Source organism: Streptomyces sp. NPDC051172 (assembly GCF_040682555.1).
Lineage (GTDB): Bacteria > Actinomycetota > Actinomycetes > Streptomycetales > Streptomycetaceae > Streptomyces.
On the sequence record NZ_JBFBBE010000014.1, the window covers coordinates 18,761 to 44,416 of the forward strand.

16 protein-coding genes are annotated in these 25,656 nt (G+C 68.6%); 5 read left to right on the forward strand and 11 right to left on the reverse strand.

All coding sequences use genetic code 11. From position 1 onward, the window contains the following. Positions 1 to 98 precede the first annotated feature (98 nt). The 4 genes from AB0N07_RS11050 to AB0N07_RS11065 form a co-directional block, all read right to left on the reverse strand. Positions 99 to 3,212, reverse strand: coding sequence for an RICIN domain-containing protein (locus AB0N07_RS11050; RefSeq protein ID WP_365833941.1), 3,114 nt, complete (start codon positions 3,210 to 3,212; stop codon positions 99 to 101). A 291-nt stretch (positions 3,213 to 3,503) separates the two neighbouring features. Next, a complete protein-coding gene (locus AB0N07_RS11055; protein WP_365833942.1) occupies positions 3,504 to 5,072 on the reverse strand; it encodes an alpha-L-arabinofuranosidase B in 1,569 nt (522 codons plus the stop codon). A 118-nt stretch (positions 5,073 to 5,190) separates the two neighbouring features. Then, positions 5,191 to 6,747 carry an alpha-L-arabinofuranosidase B gene (locus tag AB0N07_RS11060; RefSeq protein WP_365833943.1) on the reverse strand — a complete coding sequence of 519 codons (1,557 nt, stop codon included), beginning with the start codon at positions 6,745 to 6,747 and terminating at the stop codon, positions 5,191 to 5,193. A 143-nt stretch (positions 6,748 to 6,890) separates the two neighbouring features. Continuing rightward, complete coding sequence (locus AB0N07_RS11065; protein WP_365833944.1) at positions 6,891 to 9,581, reverse strand: RICIN domain-containing protein; 2,691 nt, start codon at positions 9,579 to 9,581, stop codon at positions 6,891 to 6,893. Between the two features lie 634 nt (positions 9,582 to 10,215). On the opposite strand from AB0N07_RS11065, the gene AB0N07_RS11070 reads away from it, so the two are divergent. Then, on the forward strand, positions 10,216 to 12,081 hold the full coding sequence (locus AB0N07_RS11070) for an RICIN domain-containing protein (RefSeq protein ID WP_365834050.1): 1,866 nt from the start codon (positions 10,216 to 10,218) through the stop codon (positions 12,079 to 12,081). A gap of 129 nt (positions 12,082 to 12,210) precedes the next feature. On the opposite strand, the gene AB0N07_RS11075 is transcribed toward AB0N07_RS11070, so the two are convergent. From AB0N07_RS11075 to lat, 4 genes are all read right to left on the reverse strand, one after another. Further along, the gene (locus tag AB0N07_RS11075; protein WP_365833945.1) at positions 12,211 to 13,863 is read right to left on the reverse strand and encodes an alkaline phosphatase family protein; all 1,653 of its coding nucleotides are present in this window, start codon (positions 13,861 to 13,863) and stop codon (positions 12,211 to 12,213) included. 210 nt (positions 13,864 to 14,073) lie between these two features. After that, positions 14,074 to 16,239, reverse strand: a complete 2,166-nt coding sequence (locus AB0N07_RS11080; RefSeq protein ID WP_365833946.1) for a thiamine pyrophosphate-dependent enzyme — start codon at positions 16,237 to 16,239, stop codon at positions 14,074 to 14,076. Then, positions 16,236 to 17,789, reverse strand: a complete 1,554-nt coding sequence (locus AB0N07_RS11085; protein WP_365833947.1) for an aldehyde dehydrogenase family protein — start codon at positions 17,787 to 17,789, stop codon at positions 16,236 to 16,238. The genes AB0N07_RS11080 and AB0N07_RS11085 overlap by 4 nt, the downstream gene beginning before the upstream one ends. A gap of 46 nt (positions 17,790 to 17,835) precedes the next feature. After that, a complete protein-coding gene (gene lat, locus AB0N07_RS11090; protein WP_365833948.1) occupies positions 17,836 to 19,176 on the reverse strand; it encodes an L-lysine 6-transaminase in 1,341 nt (446 codons plus the stop codon). Positions 19,177 to 19,386: 210 nt separating this feature from the next. Between lat and AB0N07_RS11095 the strand changes: the two genes are divergently transcribed. From AB0N07_RS11095 to AB0N07_RS11105, 3 genes are read left to right on the forward strand one after another with little or no spacing between them, the layout of a single operon-like run. Beyond that, entirely contained in the window at positions 19,387 to 20,757 is a 1,371-nt protein-coding gene (locus AB0N07_RS11095) for a hypothetical protein (RefSeq protein ID WP_365833949.1), read from the forward strand. 5 nt (positions 20,758 to 20,762) lie between these two features. Beyond that, on the forward strand, positions 20,763 to 21,452 hold the full coding sequence (locus AB0N07_RS11100; protein ID WP_365833950.1) for a PAS domain-containing protein: 690 nt from the start codon (positions 20,763 to 20,765) through the stop codon (positions 21,450 to 21,452). Further along, on the forward strand, positions 21,449 to 22,432 hold the full coding sequence (locus AB0N07_RS11105; protein WP_365833951.1) for a threo-3-hydroxy-L-aspartate ammonia-lyase: 984 nt from the start codon (positions 21,449 to 21,451) through the stop codon (positions 22,430 to 22,432). Before AB0N07_RS11100 ends, AB0N07_RS11105 begins: the two co-directional genes overlap by 4 nt. On the opposite strand, the gene AB0N07_RS11110 is transcribed toward AB0N07_RS11105, so the two are convergent. Then, positions 22,427 to 22,738 carry a nuclear transport factor 2 family protein gene (locus AB0N07_RS11110; protein ID WP_365833952.1) on the reverse strand — a complete coding sequence of 104 codons (312 nt, stop codon included), beginning with the start codon at positions 22,736 to 22,738 and terminating at the stop codon, positions 22,427 to 22,429. The two genes, AB0N07_RS11105 and AB0N07_RS11110, sit on opposite strands and share 6 nt — an antisense overlap. A 170-nt stretch (positions 22,739 to 22,908) precedes the next feature. Between AB0N07_RS11110 and AB0N07_RS11115 the strand changes: the two genes are divergently transcribed. Beyond that, entirely contained in the window at positions 22,909 to 23,271 is a 363-nt protein-coding gene (locus AB0N07_RS11115; protein WP_365833953.1) for a cupin domain-containing protein, read from the forward strand. A 3-nt stretch (positions 23,272 to 23,274) separates the two neighbouring features. Here the strand turns inward: AB0N07_RS11115 and AB0N07_RS11120 are convergent, their stop codons facing one another. Both AB0N07_RS11120 and AB0N07_RS11125 read right to left on the reverse strand, forming a co-directional pair. After that, complete coding sequence (locus tag AB0N07_RS11120; protein WP_365834051.1) at positions 23,275 to 24,567, reverse strand: VWA domain-containing protein; 1,293 nt, start codon at positions 24,565 to 24,567, stop codon at positions 23,275 to 23,277. Between the two features lie 59 nt (positions 24,568 to 24,626). After that, entirely contained in the window at positions 24,627 to 25,484 is an 858-nt protein-coding gene (locus AB0N07_RS11125) for a MoxR family ATPase (RefSeq protein ID WP_365834052.1), read from the reverse strand. Between the last annotated feature and the right edge of the window lie 172 nt (positions 25,485 to 25,656).

Here is a 25,656-nt window from a genome sequence, read left to right on the forward strand (position 1 = left end):
TGACCCGGTGGCCGGACGTTGTTCTGGTGACGTCAGTGGGTGGTGTTTGGCGGGGCAGGGTGCCGCCCGGGGTCCGGCCGGCACCGTCCCCCAGGTCCTCAGTCCACGTTCACTGCCTGCCACAGCTGGCTGTCGGCGTTCGTGTCCGTCGTCTGCACGAGCTGAGCTCCTGCTGCCGTCGACGAGCCGGACACATCGAGCAGCTTGCCGCTGTTCACGTTCTTGATCTTGTAGTAGCCGTTTCCGGCGGCGGTCAGTTTCCAGTGCTGGCTGTCAGCGTTGATGTCGGGCTGCTGGATGACGGTCGCGCCGTCCGCGGTGGATGCGCTGGTGACGTCCATCAGTTGGCCGCTGTTCTGGTTGACGATCTCGTAGCTGCCGTCACCCACCGCGACGAACCGCCAGTCCTGGTTCTGCGCTCCGGTGTCGTTCCACTGGATGACGTTCGCCCCGGCGGTCGACGATGCGCCCGAGACGTCGGCCGCCTTGCCGCTGCCCTTGTTGAGGACCTTGTAGAACGCGTTCTTGGCGGGGAAGGGGATGGAGGCGAACGCGTCCAGCGCGCAGACGGTGTTGGACGAGGCCGCGTTCTTCGTTCCGTCGCAGACGACCTTGATGATGTGCGGGCCCGCGGGGAGATCGGTCTTCTCGAACAGCGGCACCTGTTTCGTCACCGTCGGGGCGTAGGCGTCGATGCCCGACTGCGCCAGGGTGCCGTCGATGTAGACGTCGATCCTCCCCATGTTCGGCTGCTTCATGCTGAGGTACCGGACGCCCGAGCCGGTGAACGAGTACTGGACGTAGTCGCCGGTCTTGTTGGTGTATCTCTCGGATCCGTTGAAGTCCTTGGGGTCGTTCCAGCTCGACCAGGTGGAGGAGTAGGTCAGCCCCGAGTCCTTGTCGTCGACATAGGCCCATCGCTGCCGTACGAGGGACTTCGACGCGGCGGACGCGTTCCCCTGGGCGTCCACGACGTAGAGGCGGTAGTCGCCGACGGTCGGCGGGACACTGATGGTCGTCGCCGTTCCGGACGCCTTGGTCATGGTGGGGCCGGCGGCGAACGTCGTCGTACCCGAGGGAGCCAGCCAGAGCGTCTTCGTCGCGTCGCCGAGGCTGCGGACCGGGATGGACGACACTCCCTTGCCGGTGAACGTGCTCGCGGGCAGCGCGTAGTCCTGTGGACCCAGGTTGCTCCGGGGGACGAGGTCCTTGTAGGCGTCCTCCAGACCGGAGTTCACGGCGATGCTGTACGCCTGCGACGGCCACACGTCGTCCGCGTACGCGTGTACGTCCTGGATGGTGCTGTTCGGGACGCTCTTGCTGAAGATCTTGTTGAGAGTGCCGTAGGTGTTCGTGATGGTCAGGTCGTGCTGCCGGCCCCAGGTACCGGAGTTGATGGTGTAGGCCACGTTGGGGTCGACATCGAGCACGTTGTCGTGGAAGTCGAGGTGGGCGGACCCCTCATCGGGATGCAGTCCGTACTTGTGGCCGGCCGGCACGCCCTGGATGTAGTTGTTGCTGATCACGGTGCCCGGCTGGCTTCCCAGGTCGTAGATGGGAGCGGAGTCGCCCAGCACCTGCATCGTGTCGATGATCTGGTTGTAGCTGATGGTGTTGTTCTTCGCCGTGGTGGTCGGTGTGCCGGGGTTGATGGAGTTCGCCGAGCCGTCGAAGTTCCACCACCCCCAGCCGAGGGTGATGCCCGCCCACGGGGACTTCTCGATCCGGTTGTGCTGCACGGACAGCGTGTCGGTGAAGTACGCCGAAACGGGGCTGGACCCCTGGAACAACACCGCGCTGTCGTAGAGGTAGTTGTCCGTGATCGAGATGTTCTTGCACAGACCCTCGACGTTCACCGGGTACTTCTCGTGGTTGGTCGAGGTGTAGTCACCGATGTACACGTGCTGCGGGTGCCCCACGGTGATGGCCGATCCGGCTATGTCGTTCGTGACGTTGCCGGTCAACTGCGAGTCCGTCACGTCGTTGACCAGGCTGATGCCGTCCGCGCCGGTGTGCTGCACCGTGTTGCGCTGCAGGACGATCCCGTCGGCGTTCTCGACCTGGATGGCCCCCGGCGGCAGGTCGACGTTGCGGTAGGTGTACGCGTGGAAGTTCTGCCTCGCGTACACGGTGGAACTGGCGTTGCCCTGCTGGCCCTGCCGGAAGACGGAGCCCGCGACATCGACCAGGTTCCAGTCGGAGTGCTCGACCGTGAGCCCGGAGAACGTGATGTTCCGGGCGTGGTCGGTCGTGGACGTACCGGCGATCCTGATCAGGGTGGACACATTGTTCGGCGCGAAGACCTGCGCCGACGTCATGTCCTCGGAGCCGGACTTGTAGTAGTACAGCGTGCGGCTCGTCTTGTCGAAGTAGAACTCGCCCGGCTGGTGCAGGAATTCGTACGCGTTCATGAAGGTGTGGCTGCCGCTGCCGGCGTTGAATCTGCCGTTCGGCGGGCCCTGGGCGATGGCCGCACCCGGCTCCTGGAACAGGGCCACCCGGTTGGCGCCATCCGAACTCGTGGTGATCTGGCGGACGCCCACGATGGCCGTGGTCCAGGTCGTCGCCGACTTGATCTCCACGTCGTCCTGGTTGGTGGCGACGGCGGGCAGGTCGGAGAGGCTGTACTTGGCTCCGTCGCACTGCGAACCCGACTCCCAGGCCCAGGGAGCCTGGCCGGCCGTCACGGTGTAGTTCCCGTAGCATCCGGCTGAGTTGATCGTCTTGGAGGCCATCTGGGCGCGCTTGCCGTTGACGTAGAGCGCGCGGAGCTTGATGTCGCGGTTGAGCGTGGCCTTCCAGATGTTCCCGCTGTGCTGGGTCCAGCCGGTCACCTGAACGCCTCCGTTCAGCACCGGCTTCTCGTTCTGGTAGGCGGCGTACACGACATGGTGGCCGTTGGTTCCGGAGTCGGCCGGTGTGAAGTCGATGGTGCTGCTCACCGGGTAGTTGCCGCCGCGGAGATAGACGTTGATGTCTCCGGTCATGTTGTCGTTGACCGTGCGTACGACGTCCCGCGCGTGCTGGAGGGACTTGAACGGCGCGGTGATCGTCCCGGGGTTGGCGTCGTCGCCGTCGGGGGCGACGTAGTAGGTCGCCTGGGTCGCGGCCGAGGCGGGGGTCGGCGTCGTGAGGGAGGTCAGCAGCGCAGCCGAGCAAGCCATGGCAAGCACTGCTGACAGCTTGCGGACAGTGGGCGTGACGGGCTTCATCGTCTGCCCCTCCTGCTGGTTCGGACGGTCGGCAACGCGTTCATGTGGCGACTCCGGGGTGTGGTCAGTGCGGTTGACGCGGATCTTCGTCGCCCGGGCCCTTCGGCGTCACAAGGGCTCAGGAGTGTCGGTGAGCGGCGCAGCTTCGAGCGGGCGATTGCGCAGCGAAGAGGCGGTGCGGGCTTCTCGCGAGAATGCCGACAGGGCCGCCGCAGATCACGATCATTCTCCGCTCTTGTGCGGGGGTTGCTGTGCTCGCTGCTGCAGGCGCTCAGAGAGGCGGGTGGCTTGTCAGCTCCAGGGGGATGCGGTGAGCCAGCTGGTGTCCTGGGCCCACGAGTTCGTGTTGTCCCAGGCGTTGGTGCCGCCGTTGCCGGCGATGTAGGCCGTGTAGTTGTAGTGGCGGAGGTACTTGGTCGGGAAGTTGGAGGACTGGAAGGAAGTGCCGACGCCGCTGTTGCCCGCAGTGGGGCAGAAGGTGGCGTCCTGCGCGAACGAGCTGCCGCCGTTGTCCGTGTTCAGGTAGAGCTGGTAGTTGGAGTGGCGCAGGAACTGGCCGGGCTTGTCGGCGGACTCGAAGGACAGGCAGGAGGTGTTGGTCAGTCCGGCGCGGACGATCCAGGTGGCGTCGGCCTTGTCGGTGGCCGGGCTGGCGGAGTTGATGGAAGAGATGACGACCTTGGTGTCCGCGCTGTTGTGGCGCAGGTAGTGGGAGGTGCAGCAGGGTGCGGTGGTGGCCTGCAGGGAGATCCGGGAGCCGGGAGTCAGTGAGCCGGTGCTGGTCGAGCCGCTGTTGTAGCCGGCGGCGGTGATGTTGGCCTGGACGGCGTTCTCGGTGGCGTCCGAGGGGTAGCCCTGGGTCATCACGCCTTCGTAGAAGGTGCCTTGGCCGGTGTTGCTGTTGTCGCCGCCGATGCCGAGGATGATCGCGCCCTGCTTCTTCATCGGGTTGTAGCCGCCGGCAATGGGGCGTATGCCGTCGTAGAAGGTGGACAGGCCGCCCGACTGGGCGTTGCCGCCGCGGATGGCCCAGTGGTTGGGGCCGCCCTTGACGATGGCGGTCGTGAACCGGTGGTTGATGGTCGGGTCGCCCGCGTTGAGGCCGCGGTTGACCCCGGAGAACAGGCCGTTCTCCAGGTCGGCCATGATCCAGGGGCCGGTGCCGCTGCCGTGGCCCCAGCCCGTGCTGGTGCCGAAGTAGACGGCCTCCATGGTGCCGTTGCCGTCGTCGTTGCCGCTCGTCTCGGCGTTGCCGTAGTCGAAGCAGCAGCCGCCGTTGACGTGCGTGCCGTCGAAGATGGCGTACATGCCCTCGGGCTGGTCGCCGGTGGCGATGCCGTTGGTGTTGTTGTTGCGGTAGCCGGTGCCGGGTGCCACGTAGACGCCGTACGCCTTGTGGCCGCCGACGGTGACCGGCGCCTCGAAGGCGTTGGCCAGGTTGTCGTTGCCGTTCTCCGCCGGACCGGGCCAGTGGCCCTTGAGCGCCTGGGTGAGGTTGTTGTGCTGGGGCGACTGGTCGTAGATGACGGTGATGACACAGCTGGTGTTCGCGCAGAAGGAGTCCTGCTGCGCGGCGTCGGCGTATCCGCCCGCGCTCAGCAGGCCGATGTCCTTGGTCGCGTTGTCGGAAGCGCGTCTGACCTGGTAGAGCGGGCCGTTGTACGTGCCGTACAGGGCGCGGGTGGTGCTGTGCGCAGCGACGCAGGGGGTGCCGCCCGCGGCGTAGATGTCGCACGGCCCCTCGGTGGCGGCCTGCGAAGGGGCGGCCGTTGCGGTGAGCAGTCCGGCGGCGAGCGCGGCGGTGGCCCCTGCCGCCAGCAGCGCACGTCTGACGCCGCGTATCCACGGTGGTCTGATCATGGAGAACTCCTTCTCAGGGTGGAGTGTGAGGTGGGGCGTGGACGAGTCGGTGTCCGGTTTTTCGAACGGCATCCGGCTCTGCGGACAGAGGGCTGCGTTCCCCGAGGCTGGTTGCTCGTCAGCTCCAAGGGGCAGCAGCGAGCCAGCTGGTGTCCTGGGCCCACGAAGACGAGGTGTCCCAGGCGTTGGTGCCGCCATTGCTTGCCACGTAGCCGGTGAAGCGGTAATGGCGGATGTACTTGGCCGGATAGTTGAAGGACTGCAGGGAGTAACCGGTGCCGCTGTTGCCCGGCTTGGAGCAGAAGGTGGCATCGGCGGCGAACTGGCTGGAACCGTCGTCGGGCTGCAGATGAAGCTGGAAGGCGTAGTGCCTGAGGTACTTGCCGGAAGCGTTGGCCGACTCGAAGGAGACGCAGTTGCTGTCGGCCAGGCCGGCGCGGACGATCCAGGTGGCGTTGCCCTTGTCGGTGGTCGAGCTGCTGGAGGTCACCGGCGCGATCACGACCTTGTCGTCGCCGGTGTCGTGCTGCAGGTAGTCCCCGGTGCAGCAGGAGGTGGTGGCCTGCAGCGACACCTTCGCGCCCGGGGTGAAGGGACTGGAGGTGTCGGTGCTGTAGCCGGCCGCGGCGATATTGGCCTGGACGGCGGCGTCGGTGGCATCGGAGGGGTAGCCCTTGACCATGGCGCCCTCGTAGAAGGTGCCCGCGCTCGCGTTGTGGTTGGTCTGGCAGCAGTCGCCGCCGCTGCCGAGGATGACGGCACCCTGCTTGTGCATCGGGTTCCATCCGCTGGGCAGTGCGCCGCTGTAGAGCTGGGTCAGGCTCCCGGACTGGGCGTTCGCGCCTTTGAGTGCCATCTGGGTGGTGCCGTTGTTCTTGAGCATCGCGGTGACGAAGCGGCTGGTCTGGGAGACCTGGCCGGGGTTCCACGTCTTGCTGCCGCCGGCGAACAGGCCGTTCTCCAGGTCCGCCTGCACCCACGGCCCGGTTCCGCTGCAGCCGCCGAACCAGCATTCCGTGCCGAAGTTGATCGCGTCCATGGCGCCGTTGCCGTCGGCCTTGTGGTCGATCTCCGTGTTGCCGTAGTCGAAGCAGCAGCCGTTGTTGACGTGGGTGCCGCTGGTGACCATGTACTCGCCTTCGGGCGAGCTGCCGGTCGGCACGCCACCGGTGGAGTTGTACGCGAAGTAGCTGTTACCGGGGTTGATGTACAGCGCGTACGCCTTCTGGCCGCCCACGCCGATCGCTTCGGTGGTCGCGGTGGCCGCCGTGTCGGCGCCGCCGGTACCGCCGGGTCCCTGGTAGACCAGGGTGTTGCCACCGCCGGTCTGGTCGTAGATGCGGGTGATCGTGCAGGTGGTGCCCGCGCAGAACGAGTCCTGGGCCGCGGCGTTGGCGACGCCTCCGGCCGACAGTACGCCGATGTCGTGCAACGTACTGTCCGAGGCCCGCTGCACTTGGTAGAGCGGTCCGTTGTAGGCGGCGAACAGCGCGCGGGTGGTGCTGTGCGCCACGACGCACGGCGTGCCGCCCGCCGCGTAGATGTCGCAGGGCCCTTGTGCAGCGGCCTGCGAGGCGCCGGAGAAGGCGACAAGTCCGGCGAGAGCGAGCGCCATTGCAGCCAGGCAGACGACCACCCCCCGGCCCAGCGTTCGGAAGATGAGCAGTTCAGGCACCGTGTACTCCCTTGTTCATGGTTACGGGGACAGCGAGCCGCGCCCCCAACCGGGTTCGTCGTGGGCTGGGGGCGGGCTGCGGGGTGTTGACGGCGGGCGGACGTGTCCGGGCGAGCGGATTCGCCGACGCGTCGGTCATCCTGTCACTGGATCGTCCAAGCCTGGTTGGTTTGGTTCAGCGGCATCCACTGACTGACGGCGGCTCCGTCGGCCGTCGATCCGCCGCCGACCTCCAGGACCTGCCTGCTCTCGAAGTTGCGGATGACGTACCCGCCGCTTGTCGGCTCGAAGTACCACAGCTGGTTGTTGCCGCCGTTGTAGGTGTACTGCTGCAGCGCGGTCCCCGTCCGGTGACTGGAGTTGTCGATGTCGAGGGCCTTGCCGCTGTTCCTGTTCACGATCTTGTAGAGCTGACCGCTGACCGGAACGATGGTCCACTGCTGGTTGGCACCACCGTTGCTCGGCCACTGGATGACGCTCGCGCCGTCGGCGGTGGACCCGCCGTTGACGTCCATCAGCTTCCCGCTGTTGACGTTCTTGATCGTGTAGTTCGTCGACGGGTTGATGGTCGGTGTGCCGGTCGCGTCCTCCAGCGCACCGCCGGCCTGCTGGACACTGAAGTCCGCGATGAAGAAGTACGCGCCGTCGGTCTTGGCCACCCGCACATAGCGGAACTTCTGGCGGACGTCGATGCTGCCCGTGAGCGTCGAGGCGAGCGGCAGGGTGCTCGTCTGGCGTCCGACGACGGTGTAGGAGCCGAAGGACGGGTCGTTGGAGGCCCGGATCTCGAAGTTGCCGCGCGTCTCGGGCTGGTCCAGGTCCTGACGGGCCGTCAGTGAGAACTGTCCGAGCTGGTAGGCCTGCCCCAGGTCGACCTGCCACCAGGCAGAGGTGTCGCTCCCGGTCGGCGACCAGCCGGTGGCACCGTCGTTGTCGTTGGCTTTGGCCGGTCCCCAGGCGGAGCCGTTCACCGAGGAGGCGGACGCCGGCTTGTCGTAGGCGAGGTTGAGCCTCGCCGCCAGTCCCTGGTAGGCGGGCTCAAGACCGGAGGCCTTGATCACCGAGTCGCCGGACGTCGTGTTGTTGGTGAGCGTGACATTGGAGCCGTTGCGGTTCTGATTGATGAATCCGTCGGTGTGCGCCAGCACGTTGTTCGAGAGGGTCATGTTGTTCGACCCCTCGTCCATGTACAGGCCGGACACCGCCGAGCCGCAGGCGGCGGGCGTGCGTATCACGTCGTGGACGTAGTTGCCGTTGATGACCGTGCCGGGGTCGTTGGAGAGGTGGTAGATACCGGCGGAGTCGCACAGCCGGTTCATCACGTTGCCGATCCGGTTGTAGCTGACGCTGTTATTGCCTTCGGCGTTGGCCGCCGACTGCCAGCCCCAGCCCAGCGAGATACCGGCCCACGGAGCGTCGGAGATGTCGTTGTGGTCGATGGTGGTGCTGTTGACGAAGCCCGCGTTGATGCCCGCGGTGCCCAGGTAGTCCTCGCCGATCCGGGTGATCAGGTTGTCCTTGACCGTGACGTTCTTGACGACCTCCCGGGCGTCCTCGCCCGCCGGTGAGGACGGCGGGTTGTAGATGGTGTGGAACTCCACGGTCGGGTCGGAGAACTTGCCGACCGTGATTCCGTTGCCGGCGGTGTCGTAGATGAGGTTGCCGGTCACGGTGCTGTCGTGCACGCCGTGGTGCAGGTCGAGGGCGGTGGCGCCCATCTGCGTGAAGGCGTTGCCGGTGAAGGAGAGCCGGTCGGCGTACGAGGCCTGGACACCGGCGGGCGGACGGCCGACGTACTGGTTGTTGTAGGTGTCGGCCGAGAGGTTGTAGTTGCCGCCCTGGCCGTTGAGGTAGCCGTTGTTCGTCGCTTCCATCCAGGTGGTCCCGGTGAAGGTGAGCCCGGAGAAGCGCAGGTCGTGGGCGGGGCTGTCGAGGCTCGTGCCCTTGATGTCGAAGAGCGTCTGCACCGTGGGTGCCTGCACGGTGGCCGTGGACATGTCCTCGCCGGGGCGGGGCTTGTAGTAGACGGTCTGCGCGGCTGTGTCGACGTAGAACTCGCCCGGTTCGTTGAGGAATTCGTGGGCGTTCTCGAAGTGCAGGGGAGAGCCGTTGGAGAGGACCGGGAAGGGGCGCGGGAACAGGATGCCCGCCTCGTGGTCCTGGATCGACACGTCGGCGGTGCCGCCCGCGGAGCTGATCGACTTCAGCCGCAGGTAGCTCTCGCCCCACTGCGTTTCCAGCATCATCTCGACCTGGTCGAGGTGGTTCCAGTTGGAGACCTGTGAACTGAGCACCTTCAACAGCTTGTTGGTCTTGTCGCTGCCCTGCAGCTGGAAGTCCGTGCCGAGGTCGGGGTAGCGGGCCCGGGTGGCGCGGACCCCGTTGACGTACAGTTGCCGGAAGTTGAGGCTGCCGACCGGCGCCTTGTACTCGCCGTTGGCGGCCGCTGTCCAGCCGGTGATCGACTTGCCGCCGGTGATCACGGGTGTCTCGCCGTTGTAGGCTTGGTAGACGACCGTGTGGCCGTTCGTGCCCGAGTCGCTGGTGCCGAAGGAGATGGGGCTGGAGAGGGGATAGGTGCCTCCACGCAGGTTCACGACGATGTCGTCGGACATGTTCGCGTTGACGGTCCGGACCGCGGCTTTGGCGGCCTGGATGGTCTTGAAGGCCGAGGCGGTGCTGGTTCCTGAGTTGCTGTCACTGCCGTTGACGGGGTCGACGTAGAAGTTCGTCGTGGCCGCGTAGGCGGGCTGAGCGGGCAGTACGGCGGCGACGACGACAGCAGCCGCTGTGAGCGCCTTGACTGTCCCCGCGCCGATGCTCAGGCGTCTCATCCGTGGTGTCCTTCCTCCGAACCCCGCTTCTTATGAGTTGCATTTATCGATGCAAGGAGGTGGCGAGGTCAAGACGATAGGCACGCCTATTTTTCACTGACGCAACAAGGGGGACATGGCAACGCCTCCGTCCGCGGGGTGCGCCAACCCTCCCGAATCAGGTAATCACCCCAGTTGAAGGCGCCATTTGCGGTGGTCATCGACCGACGGCCGGGTTCCGGCCAGGTCGCTTCAGTGAAACCAGCCTTTCCAAAATAAGTAGTACTCATTTCGCTACTGGGATCTCTGAGTCGAGCTCCGCTCGGGCTTCTCTGTGAAACATGGCATGTATCGATAGAGCGAATCATTGTCAAAGTAGGCAAAACGTCCTTGCTGACGCTCTGTCCGAGCACTTTCATCCACGTACCTGTTGACACGGCGCAGTTACATCACTGAACTTCATGCGTAACTCAGCGCATGGAGCCCAGAGCCGGGGCCGCGCCTGAAGGCCCTTGTGATCGCAGGCCCTTGGGCTGTCCCCGACGCATCAGAGCCGTCCGAGACCGGGAGTACATCTGTGCCGTCAGGAAGAAGACTGTCCCGTCGTACCCTGCTGGGCTCCGCGGCCGCCGCCGCGGCCGCGAGCGCGCTGCCCGTGGTTCCCGGCCTTTCGCGCCTGCTCCCTCAGGCGGCCGCCGCGGACCTGCAGACCAATCTCGGCAACCTGGTGAACATGCGGTTCGGCATGTTCAACCACTTCAACATGGGCACGTTCACCAACCAGGAGTGGGCCGCCCCGAACCAGGATCCGGCTCTGTTCGCGCCCACGGCGGTCGACTGTGCCCAGTGGGCGGCCGCCGCCGCGGCGGCGAAGATGAGCTACGGCGTCCTGACCACCAAGCACCACGACGGCTTCTGTTTGTGGCCCAGCGCCTACAACAAGTACAACGTTGCCAACAGCTCGTACAAGCACGACGTCGTCGCACAGTACGTGACCGCCTTCCGGGCCCAGGGCCTGAAGGTCGGCCTGTACTTCTCCATCTGGGACCGCACCTACAACGTGCAGGCCTATGACACCCGCCACCAAGTCGCCTCCGACCAGGCCGTCCAGCCCGGCGACATCACCTACATCCTCAGCCAGATCACCGAACTGCTCACCAACTACGGCACCATCGACATGTTCGTCACCGACGGCTACGCCTGGCAGATGGGCCAGCAGGCCGTCCCCTATCAGCGCATCAGGGAACATGTGAAGTCCCTGCAGCCCAACATCGTGATGATCGACCACGGCGGGCTGTCGGTGCCCTTCCTCGGCGACGCGATCTACTTCGAGGAACCCCTCGGCATCACCTCACCCGCAGGCAACACCTACGCCTCGCTGCAGGGCCAGACGATCAGCAACGGGTGGTTCTGGCATCCGACGACGCCCACGACCGACCCGATGAGCAAGGACTCCATCCTCTCCCATCTGGCGGACCTGGAGCCCAAGTACACCTCGTTCATCCTCAACTGCCCGCCCAACCGCAACGGTGTGCTGGACACCAACATCGTCAACCGGCTCTCCGAGGTCGGCGCCGCCTGGAGCGGCCCCGACACCTCCCGGCCGCCCCTGCCCGCCCAGATGCTCCGCGCCGAACACCCGGTCACCCCCGTGGCCGCCTACGCCACCGACCACCACACCGGCGAAGGCCCCATGAACGCCATCGACGGGCTCAGCGACAAGGGCTTCGAGACGTGCTGGTCCACCTGGAATCTCCCACTGCCCCAGACCATCACCATCGACCTCGGCGGCGTGTGGAGCAACATCTCCACCCTGGAGTACCTGCCCAAGCAGTGGAACCGCACCAACACCACCGACGGTGACATCACCGCCTGCACCATCTCCACCAGCACCGACGGCACCACCTTCACCCAGGTCGCGACCGCCTCCTGGGCCAGCGACCGCACCACCAAGGTCATCGACTGGCCGGCCGCCAACGCCGCCTTCGTCCGCATCCGGGTCACCGCCGCCACCGGCGGTTACGCCAACATCGGCAACCTGCGCATCGGCGGGCGCACCGCGACACCCGCCCTGGTCTCCACCCTTTTTCCCGGCGACGGCACCGCGTACCGCCTCGTCGCCCGCCACAGCGGCAAGGTTGCCGACGTCTCGGGTGCCAAGACCGCCGACAACACCGCCATCCTGCAGTGGCCCTGGCAGAACCACGCCAACCAGAAGTGGACGATAGCCCGGGCCGACTCCGGCTACTACAAGATCCGCAACGTCAACAGCGGCACACTCATGGAAATCGGCGGACTCTCCCGCGTGAACGGCGGAACCGCCGACATCTGGGGCGACGCCGACGCGCCCCAGCAGCACTGGGCCATCACCCCCACCGGCGACGGCTACTACCTCCTCACCAACAGGCTGAGCGGCCTGTCCCTCAACGTCGACAGCGGCTCCACCGCCGACGGAGCCGCCATCAACCAGTGGGCCTACACCGCCATCGCCCAGCAGCAGTGGCAGATCGTCCCCTCCTGACAGAGCGCTCGCCGACGCGGGCGAGATCCCGCGCCATCTCAACCGGTGCTTCACCGCGGGCTGCTGAGCTGAGCACCTGACCCGGTCTTCCGAAGGGCCAGGCGCTCGGCTCGCCGGTCTTGGTACCGGTCAGCGCAGCGGGAGCGCCCGCGTGTGTTCGATGCGTACGGCGTCCAGGGACCGGGAGTCGAGGCCCAGGAGCCGCAGGATCGTCGGGGCGATCTGCGTGGTCCGCACCGAGTTGCCGACGCGTACCCCTTGCGGGGTGGCGGCGCCGGAGACGATCAGCGGGACGTCGAGGTCGTCGGCGTGGGCGCCACCGTGTTCGGCGATCTTGCCCTTGCCGCCGGTGTAGACGACGCCGTACCGGGTGATGCCGAGCAGGTCGGGAACGCGGGAGTCGCCCGGGCGGGCGTGGAAGTAGCGGGCGGCCTCAGCACCCGCGTACAGGGTCTTCAGGCCGCCGGACGTGAAGGGCTTGGCCGCGCCGTCGATGCCGTTGCCGGTGCCGGACTGAGCGAGCAGGTACGTCTTGGCGAAGTCGGTGGCGGCCTTGGAGCGATCGGTGAGCCAGAGGAGCATCGCGTCGTCGTCCACCGCATGCGCGACCAGGTCGCCGGCGCCCGGGTGGGCGGCCTTCCACGCGGCGTTGAGCCCGTCCAGGAGGGGGCCGTCGTCGATGCGGGTCAGCGCCTTCGGGTCGGTCGGAGACTGGCCGTGCTTGGCCGAGAGGATGACCGTCGTGCTGCGGTCCAGGTGCTGCTTGTGGAGCTCGGCGAGGAACGCCCCGACCTGCTGGTCGACGAAGTCGAGGTTCTTGGCCAGCAGCGGCCCGGGTACGCCCTTGGCCTGGTAGCCGCCCGTCAGCCCGTTCGAGGTGGGCAGCTTCTGGGCGGTCGACACCGACTGGAAGTTCATGCCGAAGACCGCCGGGGTGCCGACCTTGTGGCTGCGGCCGTGGTCGTAGCCGTCGATCTCGTTCAGCACGGCCCGCACCTTGTAGCCGTCGTACTGCTCGGTCGCCGCGTTGTCCTTCGTCCAGTCCTTGCCCGCGGGGTAGCCGAGGGCCTGGCTGTTGATCTCGGGGGCGAACAGGTCCTGGATGCCGTTGCCGCTCGGGCCGTTGAGGATGTCGTACGCGACGTGCTTGTCGGACCATGCGGTGCGCAGGCCCGCCTTGCGAGCCACTTCGAAGACCGTGTTCACCTTCAGGTAGCGGTGCGGGTAGAGCGGCTTGCAGGTCTTCGGGTCGACCGGCAGCTTCGACGGGTCGATGAGGCTCGCGGCGTCTCCCGTCATCTTCAGGATGCTGCCGGGCAGTCCCGTAAGGCCCTGGCCGGCGTCGAGGGAGTCCTTGTTCTTGTCGAGGTCCTCGGTGAGGTCGACCTCGACACCCGGCTTGGCGCCCGCGCAGGCCGTCGTGCCGGCCGGAAGGAGCGCGGCGTCGTAGGTGTCGTCGTAGTAGACGCCCGTGGTGCCCGGGTCGCCGCCGGTGAGCTGACCGACCATGCCGGGGAACGAGTCGGAGGGGTTGGTGGTTCTCGCGTGGGTGTACTCCACACCGCCGCCGACGAGTCGGGCGAGCGCCGAGTCGGGGTGGCGGCCGATGTACCACGCCAGGTCGGACTGGTGCAGGCCGTCGACGGACAGCAGCAGGACGTGCCGGGCGCGAGCGTGTGCCTGCGCGGGCGCGTGTGCCGTGGCGGTGAGAGAGCCCGCGGCGGCGAGCGCGGCTGCGGCCGCGGCGACGGTACGGGCGGGACGGACTGGACGTCGGAACAACGGTGCTCCTTGGTTGTACGGCGCGGGGGGCGGCGGCGAACCGTGCAACGACATGGGAAGGGCAGAACGTGTACGGGAGCGGACGTACGGACCGGGTCCTGCCCAAGAAAGGCATCGGTGCACGCAAAGAGGTGCGCTGCCGACGCCGCCCACCATGCCCCGGACAACTCCCGTACGGCCGGCTGGTCTGTCCCCGGCGTGTGCCTGACCTCAGCGGCCCCCTGAGAGCAACTCGCCCGCGGCCCGCTGGACATCGCCCTCCGATACGAGCACGAACTGCGCCGCCTGCCCCAGCGGAACGAAGCTGTCCACGCTGGTGACCCGTCGGACCGCACCGGTGAATCCGGCGTCGACCAGGGCGGTGACGACTCCCTCCGAGACGCCTCCCGTACGGCGGGTCTCGTCGACCACGAGGACACGGCCCGTCGCTCGGGCCTCCCGCAGCAGGTCGTCGACCGGCAGGGGGGCCAGCCAACGCAGGTCGACGACCCGGCAGGCAATGCCCTGCTGCTCCAGCCGGCGCGCGGCCCGCAGCGAGATGCGCAGGCCGTTGCCGAAGGTCACGAGAGTCAGGTCCGTGCCGGTGCCGTAGGTACGTGCCCGGCCGATCGGTACGTGCTCGGCGGGTGGTGGATAGGGGGTGAGCCAGGCGTTGTCCCCGTCTTCATGGAGATCCCGGGCGTGGTAGAGCGCGATCGGTTCGAGGAAGGCGCTGATCGTGCCGTCCACCTTCGCCGCCGCCACGCAGGTGCGCAGCATCGCGGCGGCGTCGTCGGGGCGGGACGGGGAGGCGATGACCAGACCGGGAATGTCACGCAGGGCGCCCACCGCGTTGTCGTTGTGGAAGTGGCCGCCGAAGCCGCGCTGGTAGCCGTATCCGGCGATCCGCACCACAAGCGGGTTGCGGTACTGCCCCTGGGAGAAGAACTGCAACGTGGCGGCCTCGCCGCGCAGTTGGTCGCCTGCGTTGTGCAGGTACGCCAGGTACTGGATCTCCGCCACCGGCAGCAGCCCGGACAGGCCCGCGCCCAGCGCGAGCCCGAGGACGGACTGCTCGTCGAGGAGGGTGTCGAAGACCCGGGCGGTGCCGAAACGGCGCTGCAGGCCCCTGGTCAGTCCGTAGACCCCGCCCTTGCGGCCGACGTCCTCACCGAAGACGACCAGCTCCGGGTGGCTCCCGAGCAGGTCGGCGAGCGTGTGGGTGACGGCCTGGGCGACGGTGACGGGCTCGCCCACGGGCGCCGCGGATGCTTCGCTCGTTCGGCGTGCCGCAGTCGCCACGAGATCGGCCCGGCGGGGTGCGATGGGGGCGACGATCTGCGCGGCGGTGGTCAGGGGCTCGCTCTCGAGGGCCTCCTTGGCGACGGCGAACACCCGGCCGCCCACCTCGTCGTACCGGTCGAGAACCTCCTGCGGGGTGAGGACGCCGGTGTTGGTGAGCAGCCGCGCCGTGGCCAGCAGGGGGTCGCGTCGCAGGTCCGCGGCGACGTCGGAGGGCATCCGGTAGGCGGCTTCGGCGTCCGAGCCCGCGTGGCCGAGGAAGCGCACCATCGACAGGTGCAGGAACGCGGGTCGGCGGTGCTTGCGTACGTGGGCCACCGCCTCGCGCGCGGTGTCGTGGGCGGCCTGAGGATCGCAGCCGTCCGCGGCGAAGTAGGCGAGGGCGGGCCGGTCGCCGTAGGCGCGCCGCACCCAGTCGGGCGGGGTCGGCACGCTGATGCCCAGGCCGTTGTCCTCGCAGACGAAGAGGATGGGCATCGGCAGACCCTGGTAGGCGGCGTGGCAGGCGCTGTTGATGGCACCCGCCGCCGTGGAGTGATTGACCGAGGCGTCCCCGAAGGAACAGCAGACGACGGCGTCAGCGGGCCAGGCGCACTCGGTTCCGAGCCGCTTGGCGCGGGCGATGCTCCACGCCACCCCGACCGCCCGCGGCAGGTGGGAGGCGATGGTCGACGTCTGCGGAATGACGGCCAGTTCGTGGCGCCCGTACACCTTGTGCCGGCCGCCGGCGATCGGCTCGTCGGCCCCGGCGGCCACCCCCAGCAGCATGTCCCTGACCGCGTCGACGCCGCCGGCCTGCCGGGCGCGAGCGCAGTAGAACGCGCCGGAGCGGTAGTGCAGCAACGCCGGGTCGGTGGGCCGCAGCGCGAGAGCGAGCGCGGCGTTGCCCTCGTGCCCGCTCGATCCGATGGTGTAGTAGCCGCGGCCCTGCTGCTGCATCCAGCGCGCCGCGGCGTCGGCGTGCCGGCTCTCCAACTGTGCGTCGAACAGGTCGAGGGCGATACGGGAATCCAGTGAGCCCGCAGCCCGGGCGGCAGACCGCAGACCGGCCACCGCCTCGCGGAAGTGCCGGTCCAGGTCCTCGACGCCGCTCACAGGCGGAACGCCATGTCGGGTTCGAGCGCGGCCACGTCCATCTGCGCCTTCTGCAGCCGGCCGGAGTGGTCCCAGTTCATCGACTGCCACCGGGTGAACTGGTCGAGCACCCACTGCCCCGACTGGCGAGAGCCGTTGCCCGACTTGCCGTTGCCGCCGAACGGCAGGTGCGCCTCGGCTCCGGAAGTCGTGTTGTTGACGCTGACCATGCCCGCGGAGATGCCGCGCCTGAACGTCCACACCTCGTGCGGGTCGGTGGTGTAGATCGCGGCGGACAGCCCGTACCCGTGGGCGTTGGCCAGATCGAGGGCCTCGTCGAAGTCCCGGTAGGTGGTCACCGAGACGATGGGGCCGAAGGTCTCGGTGAGGAACAGGTCGTCCTCGCGGCGCACTCCGTCGACGATCACGGGGTGGTAGAACAGGCCCGCTTCGGGGTCGCCGACGAAACCCTTGCGCGGATTGTCGGCAGTGATCCGTCCGATGCCGTCGGAGCCGCAGGTGCGGTGGTGGTCCTTGATCCAGCCCAGGAAGGTCTCGTAGCGCTGCGCGAACCGCTCGTCGAGCATCGGGCCGTACAGGACGTCCTCGAAGGCGTCACCGATCCGGGCCGCACGGCTCGCGGCGTCGAAGCGGGCGAGGAAGTCCTCGTGGACGGACTCGTGGACGACGAGTGTCCCGAGGGAGGTGCAGCGCTGGCCCGCGGTACCGAAACCGGAGAACAACGCCCCCTCGACCGCCAGGTCGAGGTTCGCGCTCGGAGTGACCACCTGAGGGTTCTTGCCGCCCAGTTCCAGGCAGGGGGTCTGCAGGTGGCCTCCGCAGAGGGCGCCGATCTTCCGGCCGACCAGCGTCGACCCCGTGAAGCCGACCTTGTCGACCAGGCCCGCGTCGAGCGAGGACTCCAGACCGGCGTACGTCTGCTCCCCGTCGGCCAGTACGAGATTGAGCACGCCGTCGGGCAGGCCGCCGCCGTGCACGAACAGATCGAAGAGGGCCTTGGCGCTCGCGGCGGCGTACTCGGCGGGCTTCCACACCACGGTGTTGCCGGTCACCAGCGCCGGCACGAGGTACCAGGCCGGGACCGCCACCGGGAAGTTGCCCGCGGTGATCACCGCGACCGCGCCGACCGGATTGCGGAAGGTGAACAACTGCTTGTCGGGCATCTCCGAGGGCACCGTCTGCCCGTACAGCCGGCGGCCCTCGCCCAGGAAGAAGTCGCAGGTGTCGATGATCTCCTGCACCTCGCCCAGTGCCTCTGCGAGCGGCTTGCCGATCTCTTCGGTGACGATGCGGGCGAGCCGGTCCTTGTTGGCCTCGACGAGCCGGCCGATCTTTCCGATCGCGGATCCGCGCACCGGCGCCGGGACGACGGACCAGGACCGCTGCGCCGCCTTCGCGGCCTTGGCGGCCTCGACGAACGTCGAGGCGTCCCCGAGCGAGATCTCGGTGACCACCTCGGCGGTACGGCCGGGATTGGGGCGTTGAAGAGTCCCGCCGGGAGCGCCGGCGACCGGGTGGCCGGCAACGATCGAGGCGACGGAACGGGCCATGAATTGCTCCTTGTCCGCTGGGATGGGGCGGTGTCCGCCGGGAGGGTCAGTGCAGGCCGGCCAGGACCCGGTCGAGAGCCCGCAGGGCGAGGGCGAGCTCGTCCTGGGTGATGGACAGGGCGGGACGGAAGCGCACCGAACGCTCACCGCACGGCAATGCGATCACCTGCTCCTCGGTGCGCAACCGGCGTACCGCCTCGTCGCGGGCGCCGCTGTCCGGCAGGTCGATGGCGCTCATCAGCCCGCGTCCGCGCGCGTTGGACGCCACGGCCGCGTGCCGGACTTCCAGATCACGCAGTTCGGCAAGGAACCACGATCCCACGGCGGCGGCATGGGCCACCAGATCGTCTCGTTCGATGATCTCCATGATGCGCCGGGCGCGGACCATGTCGACCAGCCCGCCGCCCCAGGTGGAGTTGATCCGCCCGGAGACCCGCAGGACGTTGTCGGGCACCTGGTCGACCCGGCGGCCGGCCATGATGCCGCCGAGCTGGACCTTCTTGGCGAAGGCCACGATGTCCGGCTCCAGGCCGAGTTGCTGGTAGGCCCAGGTGGTGCCGGTGATGCCCACGCCGGTCTGCACCTCGTCGAGCACGAACAGCGCGTCGTACTCGTGACACAGCGCCTGCATCGCCTGCAGGAACTCGGGGCGCATGTGGTTGTCGCCGCCCTCGCCCTGGATCGGCTCGGCGATGAAGCAGGCGACGTCGTGCGGGTTGGCTTCGAACGCCCGGCGTGCTTGTGCGAGGGCTCGTCGCTCGGCCTCCTCGACGTCGGCAAGGTGGCGTTCGAGGGGGAAGCGCATCGCGGGTACGTCGATGCGGGGCCAGCCGAACTGCGGGAAGCGGGCCGTCTTGTTGGGCTCGGTGTTGGTCAGCGAGAGGGTGTAACCGCTGCGGCCGTGGAAGGCGCGGCTGAGGTGGAGCACCTTGGTGCCGAGGTCGGGGGAGCGGCCCGCGGCCTCATTGCGGCGGCTCTTCCAGTCGAACGCCGTCTTCAGCGCGTTCTCGACGGCGAGCGCCCCGCCCTCGACGAAGAACAGCCTCGGCAGCTCCGGATCGCCCAGCACCCGGGCGAACGTCTCGACGAACTCGGCGTAGTGCACGGTGTACATGTCCGGGTTGGCGGGCTTGTTGGCCGCCACCTGCGCAAGCAGGGTCATGAACTCCGGATCGTCCACGATGCCCGGCGCGTTGAGGCCCAGCGGAGCGGACGCGAAGAACGAATAGAGGTCGAGGAACTTCTCACTGGTGCGTGCGTCCACGATCCACGAGCCCCGACTGGCGAGCGGGTCGAGCACCAGCTTGAAACCGTCGGTCAGCACATGACGGCCGAGTCTTTCGTGCACCTCGCCCGGATGGATCGTCGACGCAGCTGCAACCGTCATGGGACACCTACTCTCGATAGCCGCGAACAGGAGATGTTTCGTCAGTCACGAGGAGTAACGAAAGTATCTTAGGTGTGTAGGCAAGACGGCCGCAAGATTTCATGCGTGGATGGATGTGAATGCCGCCGGGAGGGGCTTGTCCGGCGGCTCGGCCTGCGTTACTGATCATGACTTAGGCCGATTGTCAGTGGTGCGTCCTACTCTCGCCATATGACCTACTGCGTCTGGCACAGGGGCCTCGGCATCACGCTCGACCTGACCGAGGCGGATCTCGGGCACCCCGAATACCCGCGGCTGCTCGACGACATCTACGGCAACTACCAGCCGGATCTTCTGTACTGCCTGGAAGCCCATGAGGACGAGGGCTTCATCTGCCCCGGCTTCATGGCCGTCCGCAAGGTCAACGGCCGCCCGCACGCCATGCACGTGGCCAAAGGGGAGCGCCCCGAGACGAAGGACGAAAGCGATCTCCACAAGGCGCTCAAGGAATACACCGCCAAGGTCGCCGCGGGGGAGGGGTTCCGGGTCACGGGGGCGGATGGGGCCGAGGGGGGAACGCATCGCACGGATGTGACCGTGGACGGCGGCGACAGCCGCAGGCTCGCGTACGAAATACAGCTTGCGGCCATAGCCGGCGGTTCCGTCGACGAGCGCACCCGCAGCGCATTCCGGGACGGGCTCACCCCACTGTGGCTCGTCAACAACGAGAACGCGATCCCCATCGACCGCGCGCCCTGGGCCCGGCTGAACGTCCAGGGCTGGCGGGACGTGACCGACCGCGCGGCCCTGCCGGTGCGCGGCGGCATCAAGCAACTGCACATGTCCCGCTGCGACTGGAGCCATCCCGTGCCCTGCCCGCAGCAGGGCGCCGGCCGCTGCGGCGGACGGCACGCGGTGTGGGAACCCGTGCGCGGCCTCTACTACGACGACGTCATCCGGCGCACGGCCACGGGTGAACTCGTCTCGCTCTACCTGCCCCGCCCGGCGGGACGGCGCGGCTGGCACATGTGGGTCACCCCGACGGACAAGGACGAGTTCCTCGAAGGCCGCCCCGAGCCCCTGCCCGGCCGGTCGGCGCTGCCCCGCGTCGGCGGGGTGGGTCTCGTGCCCGCGCCTCGGACCGGCGCGTGGGAGGCCGGTGACCACCTGGAGGGGGGCCTTCGCGGCGAGCTCACCCGGGCGCGTGACGACGAACGGCCCATCGACGCCTCGCTGTGGCACACGGAGCCGGGGTCGTCCGAATTCTCGCGGCCGTTCACCGTGGGCGAGTTCGTCATACCCGGCGATCTGGTCGCCGCCCGGCGGACCTTCACCCGGGCGCTGGAGCACTGTGCGGACATTGCCGCGCGCCTGCCCAGCGGCGTGGACATCGCGGCCGGCCGCGCCGAGATCACCGGCGAGCAGCGCGAGCGACTCGCGGATGCCCGGGAGCGCTGTCGGCGCCTCGCCGAGGAGATGCACACGCACCCCTGGTGGGAGACGGCCGGCGACCGGCATGCCGCACGCGAGGCGCTGACGTACGCCGCGGCTCACGACACGGCATCCTGGACTTTCCGTCCAGAGGTTGGACCGGTAGTCTAGGAGGCATGGTTGACGAGCACCTCCAGGACGCCGAGCGGGATGCGATCCTCGCCGCGCTCAGGCCGGTGGTCGAGGGGATCGCGGCGACGTTCGGCCCGGTGTGCGAGGTGGTCCTGCACGACTACCGGCAACCGGACAAGTCGGTCGTCGCCGTCGCCGGCGAGGTGACCGGGCGGGCCGTGGGCGGGGCGATGAGCGAGATCGGCATGAAGGTGCTCGCGCGCGGCGACGAGGCGGCCGACGACCTGAACTACGTCACCCGCACCGCGGCCGGAAAGCTGGTCAAGTCGTCCACGATGGTGCTGCGTGACTCCACGGGAGCGGTGTTCGGCGCGCTGTGCGTCAACGTGGACATCGGCGCGGTCAACGAGGCCCACGCCCTGCTCGGCGCCCTGGCCGGCCTCGGCGCGGGCGCCGCGGAGCCGCCGGTCACCGCCTTCGGCAACGACATCGACTCCGTCGTGGACGCCATCCTCGACGCCCACCGGCTCGGACGAAACCAGAGCTGGGCCGCACTGGACCGGGCCGAGCGCCTCGACCTGTTCCGCGGACTCGACGAACACGGCGTCTTCGCCGTGCGGCGCGCGATCGAGCAGGTCGCCGCCCGGCTCGGCATCTCCCGCGCCTCCGCCTACAGCTACCTCTCCCAGGCCCGAGCCGCCACCGACCCGACCCCCGCTGGAGGACACGCGTGACGACCACCATCCCGCCGGTCACCCTCGACACCGTCCGCGACGCCGCCGACCGGCTCAAGGGCGTCGCCCACCGCACCCCCGTACTCCGCTCCCGCACCCTCGACCAACTCGTCGGCGCCGAGGTCTTCCTCAAGTGCGAGAACTTCCAGCGCGTCGGAGCCTTCAAGTTCCGCGGCGCCTACAACGCGGCCTCCCGGCTCACCCCCGAGCAGCTGGGCCGCGGCATCGCCGCCTACTCCTCCGGCAACCACGCCCAGGCCGTCGCTCTCGCCGCGCGCGAACTGGGCACCACCGCCGTCATCGTCATGCCCGAGGACGCCCCGCGCTCCAAGGTGGACGCCACCGTCGGATACGGCGCCACGATCGTGACGTACGACCGCTACACCGAGGACCGCGTCGCCGTCGGCCAGGCGCTGGCCGCCGAGCGGGGCCTCGCCCTCATCCCGCCCTACGAACACCCGCACGTCATGGCCGGGCAGGGCACGGCCGCCCTTGAACTCCTTGAGGAAACAGTGGAGTTGGATGCACTGCTGGTGCCGGTCGGCGGCGGCGGGCTGATCGCCGGGTCCGCCACCGCGGCCAAGGGGCTGCACCCCGGGATCCGTGTGATCGGCGTCGAACCGGAGGCCGGGGACGACACCAAGCGGTCCCTGGAGGCGGGCCGGCGCGTCAGCATCCCCGTGCCGCGCACCATCGCCGACGGGCAGGCCGTGGACACGCCCGGCGAGCTGACGTTCTCCGTCAACCGGCGGCTCGTCGACGGCATCGCCCTCGTCTCCGACGACGAGATCCGCGACGCCATGCGGTTCGTCTTCGAGCGCCTGAAGATCGTCGTCGAGCCGAGCGGTGCCACCCCGATCGCCGCCCTGCTCGCCGGGCGTGCGGGCTCCCTTCCGCGCCGGATCGGTGTCATCGTCTCCGGCGGGAACGTGGACGCGGACCGCTTCGCCCGGCTGTGCGGCCGGGCGACAGCGTCATGACCAGAACTCGTCGGCCCTGTCGATGTCCGTCAGGCACTCGTCAAGGTCGGTGGTCTTGCCCCCGACGATCCGGAAGACGATGGCTCCGTCCTTGTCGATCCGCTTGTCGCCGCGCCGGGCGGTGAAGTGGTGCATGGAAACCGCGTGGCCGAGCCCGTCCCCCTTGCAGTCGCCGGACAACTGGTGGCTTCCGGGTACATGGTGCGCGGCGTCGCCCGTCATCATCGAGCGCAGGGTGTCCAAGTCGCCGCGCGAGAAAGCCTCATAGCCGGTGCGGACGAGTTGTGCATGGGGGTGTTCAGCCACGCTGATCGCCACCTTTCTGGGTGGTTCGGCGAAAGCGGCCTCGCATCATTCCCCGCTCGTTCGACCCAGTTGTCCGCTCATTGAACTTTTCTCCGCATCCCGGATGGCGGTCCCGGCTGGACCGGCGGACGATGGTCTGGCGGGCGGGGCTCGCAAGGAAGGGAGCCGTCATGCTTGAGATCAAGGCTGTCGAGAAGCCCGACGAGCGGCGCGATTTCCCGCGCGGACACCTCGAAGCCGTCCATATGACCGGACTCGACTTCGCGGTGGGGACCTTCGAACCCGGCTGGAAGTGGTCGGAATCCGTGGCCCCGATCGCCGGGACGGACAGCTGCCAGGTCCACCACAACGGATACTGCGTCTCCGGACGCATGCGCCTGCGCACGGACGACGGCGCCGAGCAGGAGATCGGACCGGGCGACGTGTTCGTGGTGTCGCCTGGGCACGACGCCTGGGTGGTCAGCGACGAGCCGTGCGTCGTGTACGACTTCGCGGGACAGATGGCGACGGACTACGCGAAGTCGAAGGGCTGAAAGTCACACCGGCAGCAGGCGCGCGATGAGTGCGCCGAGCTGCCGCGCGTTGCGGCACTCGTGCATCTCCACCAGGTCGGCGTACTCGGGTGCCGCGGAGTCGCCCGTGCCCCACTGGGCGAGCGGCTCGGGGTTCAACCAATAGACGCGGCGGGCCCGTTCGGCCACCTGCCGCACCGCCGACAGGTTCGGGTCGCTCATGTTCGTGCGGGCGTCACCGAGTACGAACACCGTGGTGCGTGGGCCCACCGCGTCGCCGTACCGCTCCGCGAACTCCCCCAGTGCGACGCCGTAGTCGCTGCTGCCGTGCCAGCCCGTGAGCGTCGCCTCCGCCCGGATACGGGCGCCCAGCCCCTCCGGGTCGGCCGCACCGCGCTCCAGCAGCCGGGTCACCTCGTCGAGCCGGTTGACGAAGGCGAACACCCGCACCTTGCTGAACTGGTCGTGCAGCGCCTGCACCAGCAGCATCGTGAAGTCCGAGAACCCGGAGACCGACCCCGACACATCGCACAGCAGCACCAGTTCGGGCCGAACGGGACGGCGTCTGCGCAGCACCGGCTTCATCGGCACACCGCCCGTGGACAGGGAACCGCGCAGGGTGCGCCGCAGATCGATGCTGCCGCGGGCGGCGCGGCGCCGACGGGCCGCGAGCCGGGTGGCGAGCTTACGGGCCAGCGGCTGAACCGTCCTGCGCAGCTCGGCGAGCTGAAGCTTCCCGGCGTACAGGAAGTCGATCCGGTCGGGCGTGGTGCCCACCGCCCGCCGGGCGAGCTCGTCCCGGTCACGCCGCTCGGCGATCCGGCGCCGCGCCTCCACGGCCACCTGTCTGCGGAACGTCTCGATACGCCGCCGGATCTCGTCGTCGAGCAGCCGGTCGGCAAACCCGGAACTGCCGTTTCGTGCCTGGACGTTCTCTCGGACGCGGGCCAGCAGGGTCTGCGGGCGGAGCCGGTCCAGCGCCTGGTACGACGACCAGCCCTGCGACCCCGGCGACGCACCGTATCCGCCGAAGCCGTCGACGGCCTCCGCCGCCAGCTGCCCCATCAGGACGACGTCGCCCGCGGCGAGTGCCGCGGCGAGCCGTTCCCGCAACTCGTCCCGGTCCGCGGGCTTCGTCTCCGGCGCGCCGACGCCCCGCGGGAAGTACAGGTCGAAGACCGGGTCGAACACCTGCCGCTGCACCGTGCCGTGCAGCAGCGTCGCGGCCAGCCCCTCCCGCAGCAGCTCACGGTCCGCCAGTCCCAGCGCCGCCACCGCCTGCGCCGCGTCCACGGTCTCGCCGGTACCGATCCGCATGCCGTGCGCGCGCAGCGCTCCGACCAGCGAGGTGAGGCGCTCCGCCACTCCCGGGGCGGTCACACGGCGTCCAGGTCGAGCTTGGCGGCCGCCTTGAGGACGTCGTCCTGATGCTTGAGCAGGACGCCCAGGCTGTCGCGTACGACGCTCTCGTCGAGGGTGTCCGCGCCGAGCGCGAGCAGGGTGCGCGCCCAGTCGATCGTCTCGGCGACCGAGGGCACCTTGCGCAGGTCCATCGCGCGCAGCGCACCGACCACCCGCACCACCGAGTCGGCCAGCGCCTCGTCCAGGCCGGGCACCTTCAGCCGTACGATCCGGCGCTCCAACTCCTGCTCGGGGAAGCCGATGTGCAGGAACAGACAGCGGCGGCGCAGCGCCTCGGACAGCTCGCGGCTCGCGTTCGAGGTCAGGACGACGAAGGGGCGACGGGTCGCGGTGATCGTGCCCAGCTCGGGAACAGTGACCTGGAAGTCGCTCAGCACCTCCAGGAGCAGGCCCTCCACCTCGACGTCCGCCTTGTCGGTCTCGTCGATCAGCAGCACCTTGGGGTCGTCGCCGCGGATGGCGGTGAGCAGCGGGCGGGTGAGCAGGAACTCCTCGCTGAAGATGTCCGTGCGGGTCTCGTCCCAGGTCTCGTCGCGGCCGGCGCTGATGCGCAGCAGCTGCTTGGCGTGGTTCCACTCGTACAGCGCCCGGGACTCGTCGACGCCCTCGTAGCACTGCAGCCGGACCAGCCGCGCACCCGCCACCTCGGCCACGGCCTTGGCGAGCTCCGTCTTGCCGACCCCGGCGGGGCCCTCCACCAGCAGCGGCTTGCCCAGGCGGTCGGCGAGGAAGACGGTCGTGGCGACCGCGGGCGAGGCGAGGTAGCCGGTCGCGGCCAGACGCGCGGAGACGTCGTCGACGGATGAGAACAGCAACGGGGCCTCCAGCTCGGCATGGGTCGGATCTACTATCTAAGCGCTTGTTCACCCCCGCTGTCACGCAAAATGTGGGGGGCGGACGGCGAAGCGCCTGCCCCGGAGTGGCCCCCGGGACGGGACTCGACCGCCTTCGAACCAGCTTGAAAGGCGCAGTCCAGCGAGGAGG

What these genes read in the sequence shown, in the direction of transcription:
- AB0N07_RS11050 (WP_365833941.1), bottom strand. Translation starts at nt 3,212, where the DNA reads ATGAAGCCCGTCACGCCCACTGTCCGCAAGCTGTCAGCAGTGCTTGCC.
- AB0N07_RS11115 (WP_365833953.1), top strand. Translation starts at nt 22,909, where the DNA reads ATGCTTGAGATCAAGGCTGTCGAGAAGCCCGACGAGCGGCGCGATTTC.
- lat (WP_365833948.1), bottom strand. Translation starts at nt 19,176, where the DNA reads ATGACGGTTGCAGCTGCGTCGACGATCCATCCGGGCGAGGTGCACGAA.
- AB0N07_RS11100 (WP_365833950.1), top strand. Translation starts at nt 20,763, where the DNA reads ATGGTTGACGAGCACCTCCAGGACGCCGAGCGGGATGCGATCCTCGCC.
- AB0N07_RS11095 (WP_365833949.1), top strand. Translation starts at nt 19,387, where the DNA reads ATGACCTACTGCGTCTGGCACAGGGGCCTCGGCATCACGCTCGACCTG.
- AB0N07_RS11065 (WP_365833944.1), bottom strand. Translation starts at nt 9,581, where the DNA reads ATGAGACGCCTGAGCATCGGCGCGGGGACAGTCAAGGCGCTCACAGCG.
- AB0N07_RS11055 (WP_365833942.1), bottom strand. Translation starts at nt 5,072, where the DNA reads ATGATCAGACCACCGTGGATACGCGGCGTCAGACGTGCGCTGCTGGCG.
- AB0N07_RS11120 (WP_365834051.1), bottom strand. Translation starts at nt 24,567, where the DNA reads ATGCGGATCGGTACCGGCGAGACCGTGGACGCGGCGCAGGCGGTGGCG.
- AB0N07_RS11085 (WP_365833947.1), bottom strand. Translation starts at nt 17,789, where the DNA reads ATGGCCCGTTCCGTCGCCTCGATCGTTGCCGGCCACCCGGTCGCCGGC.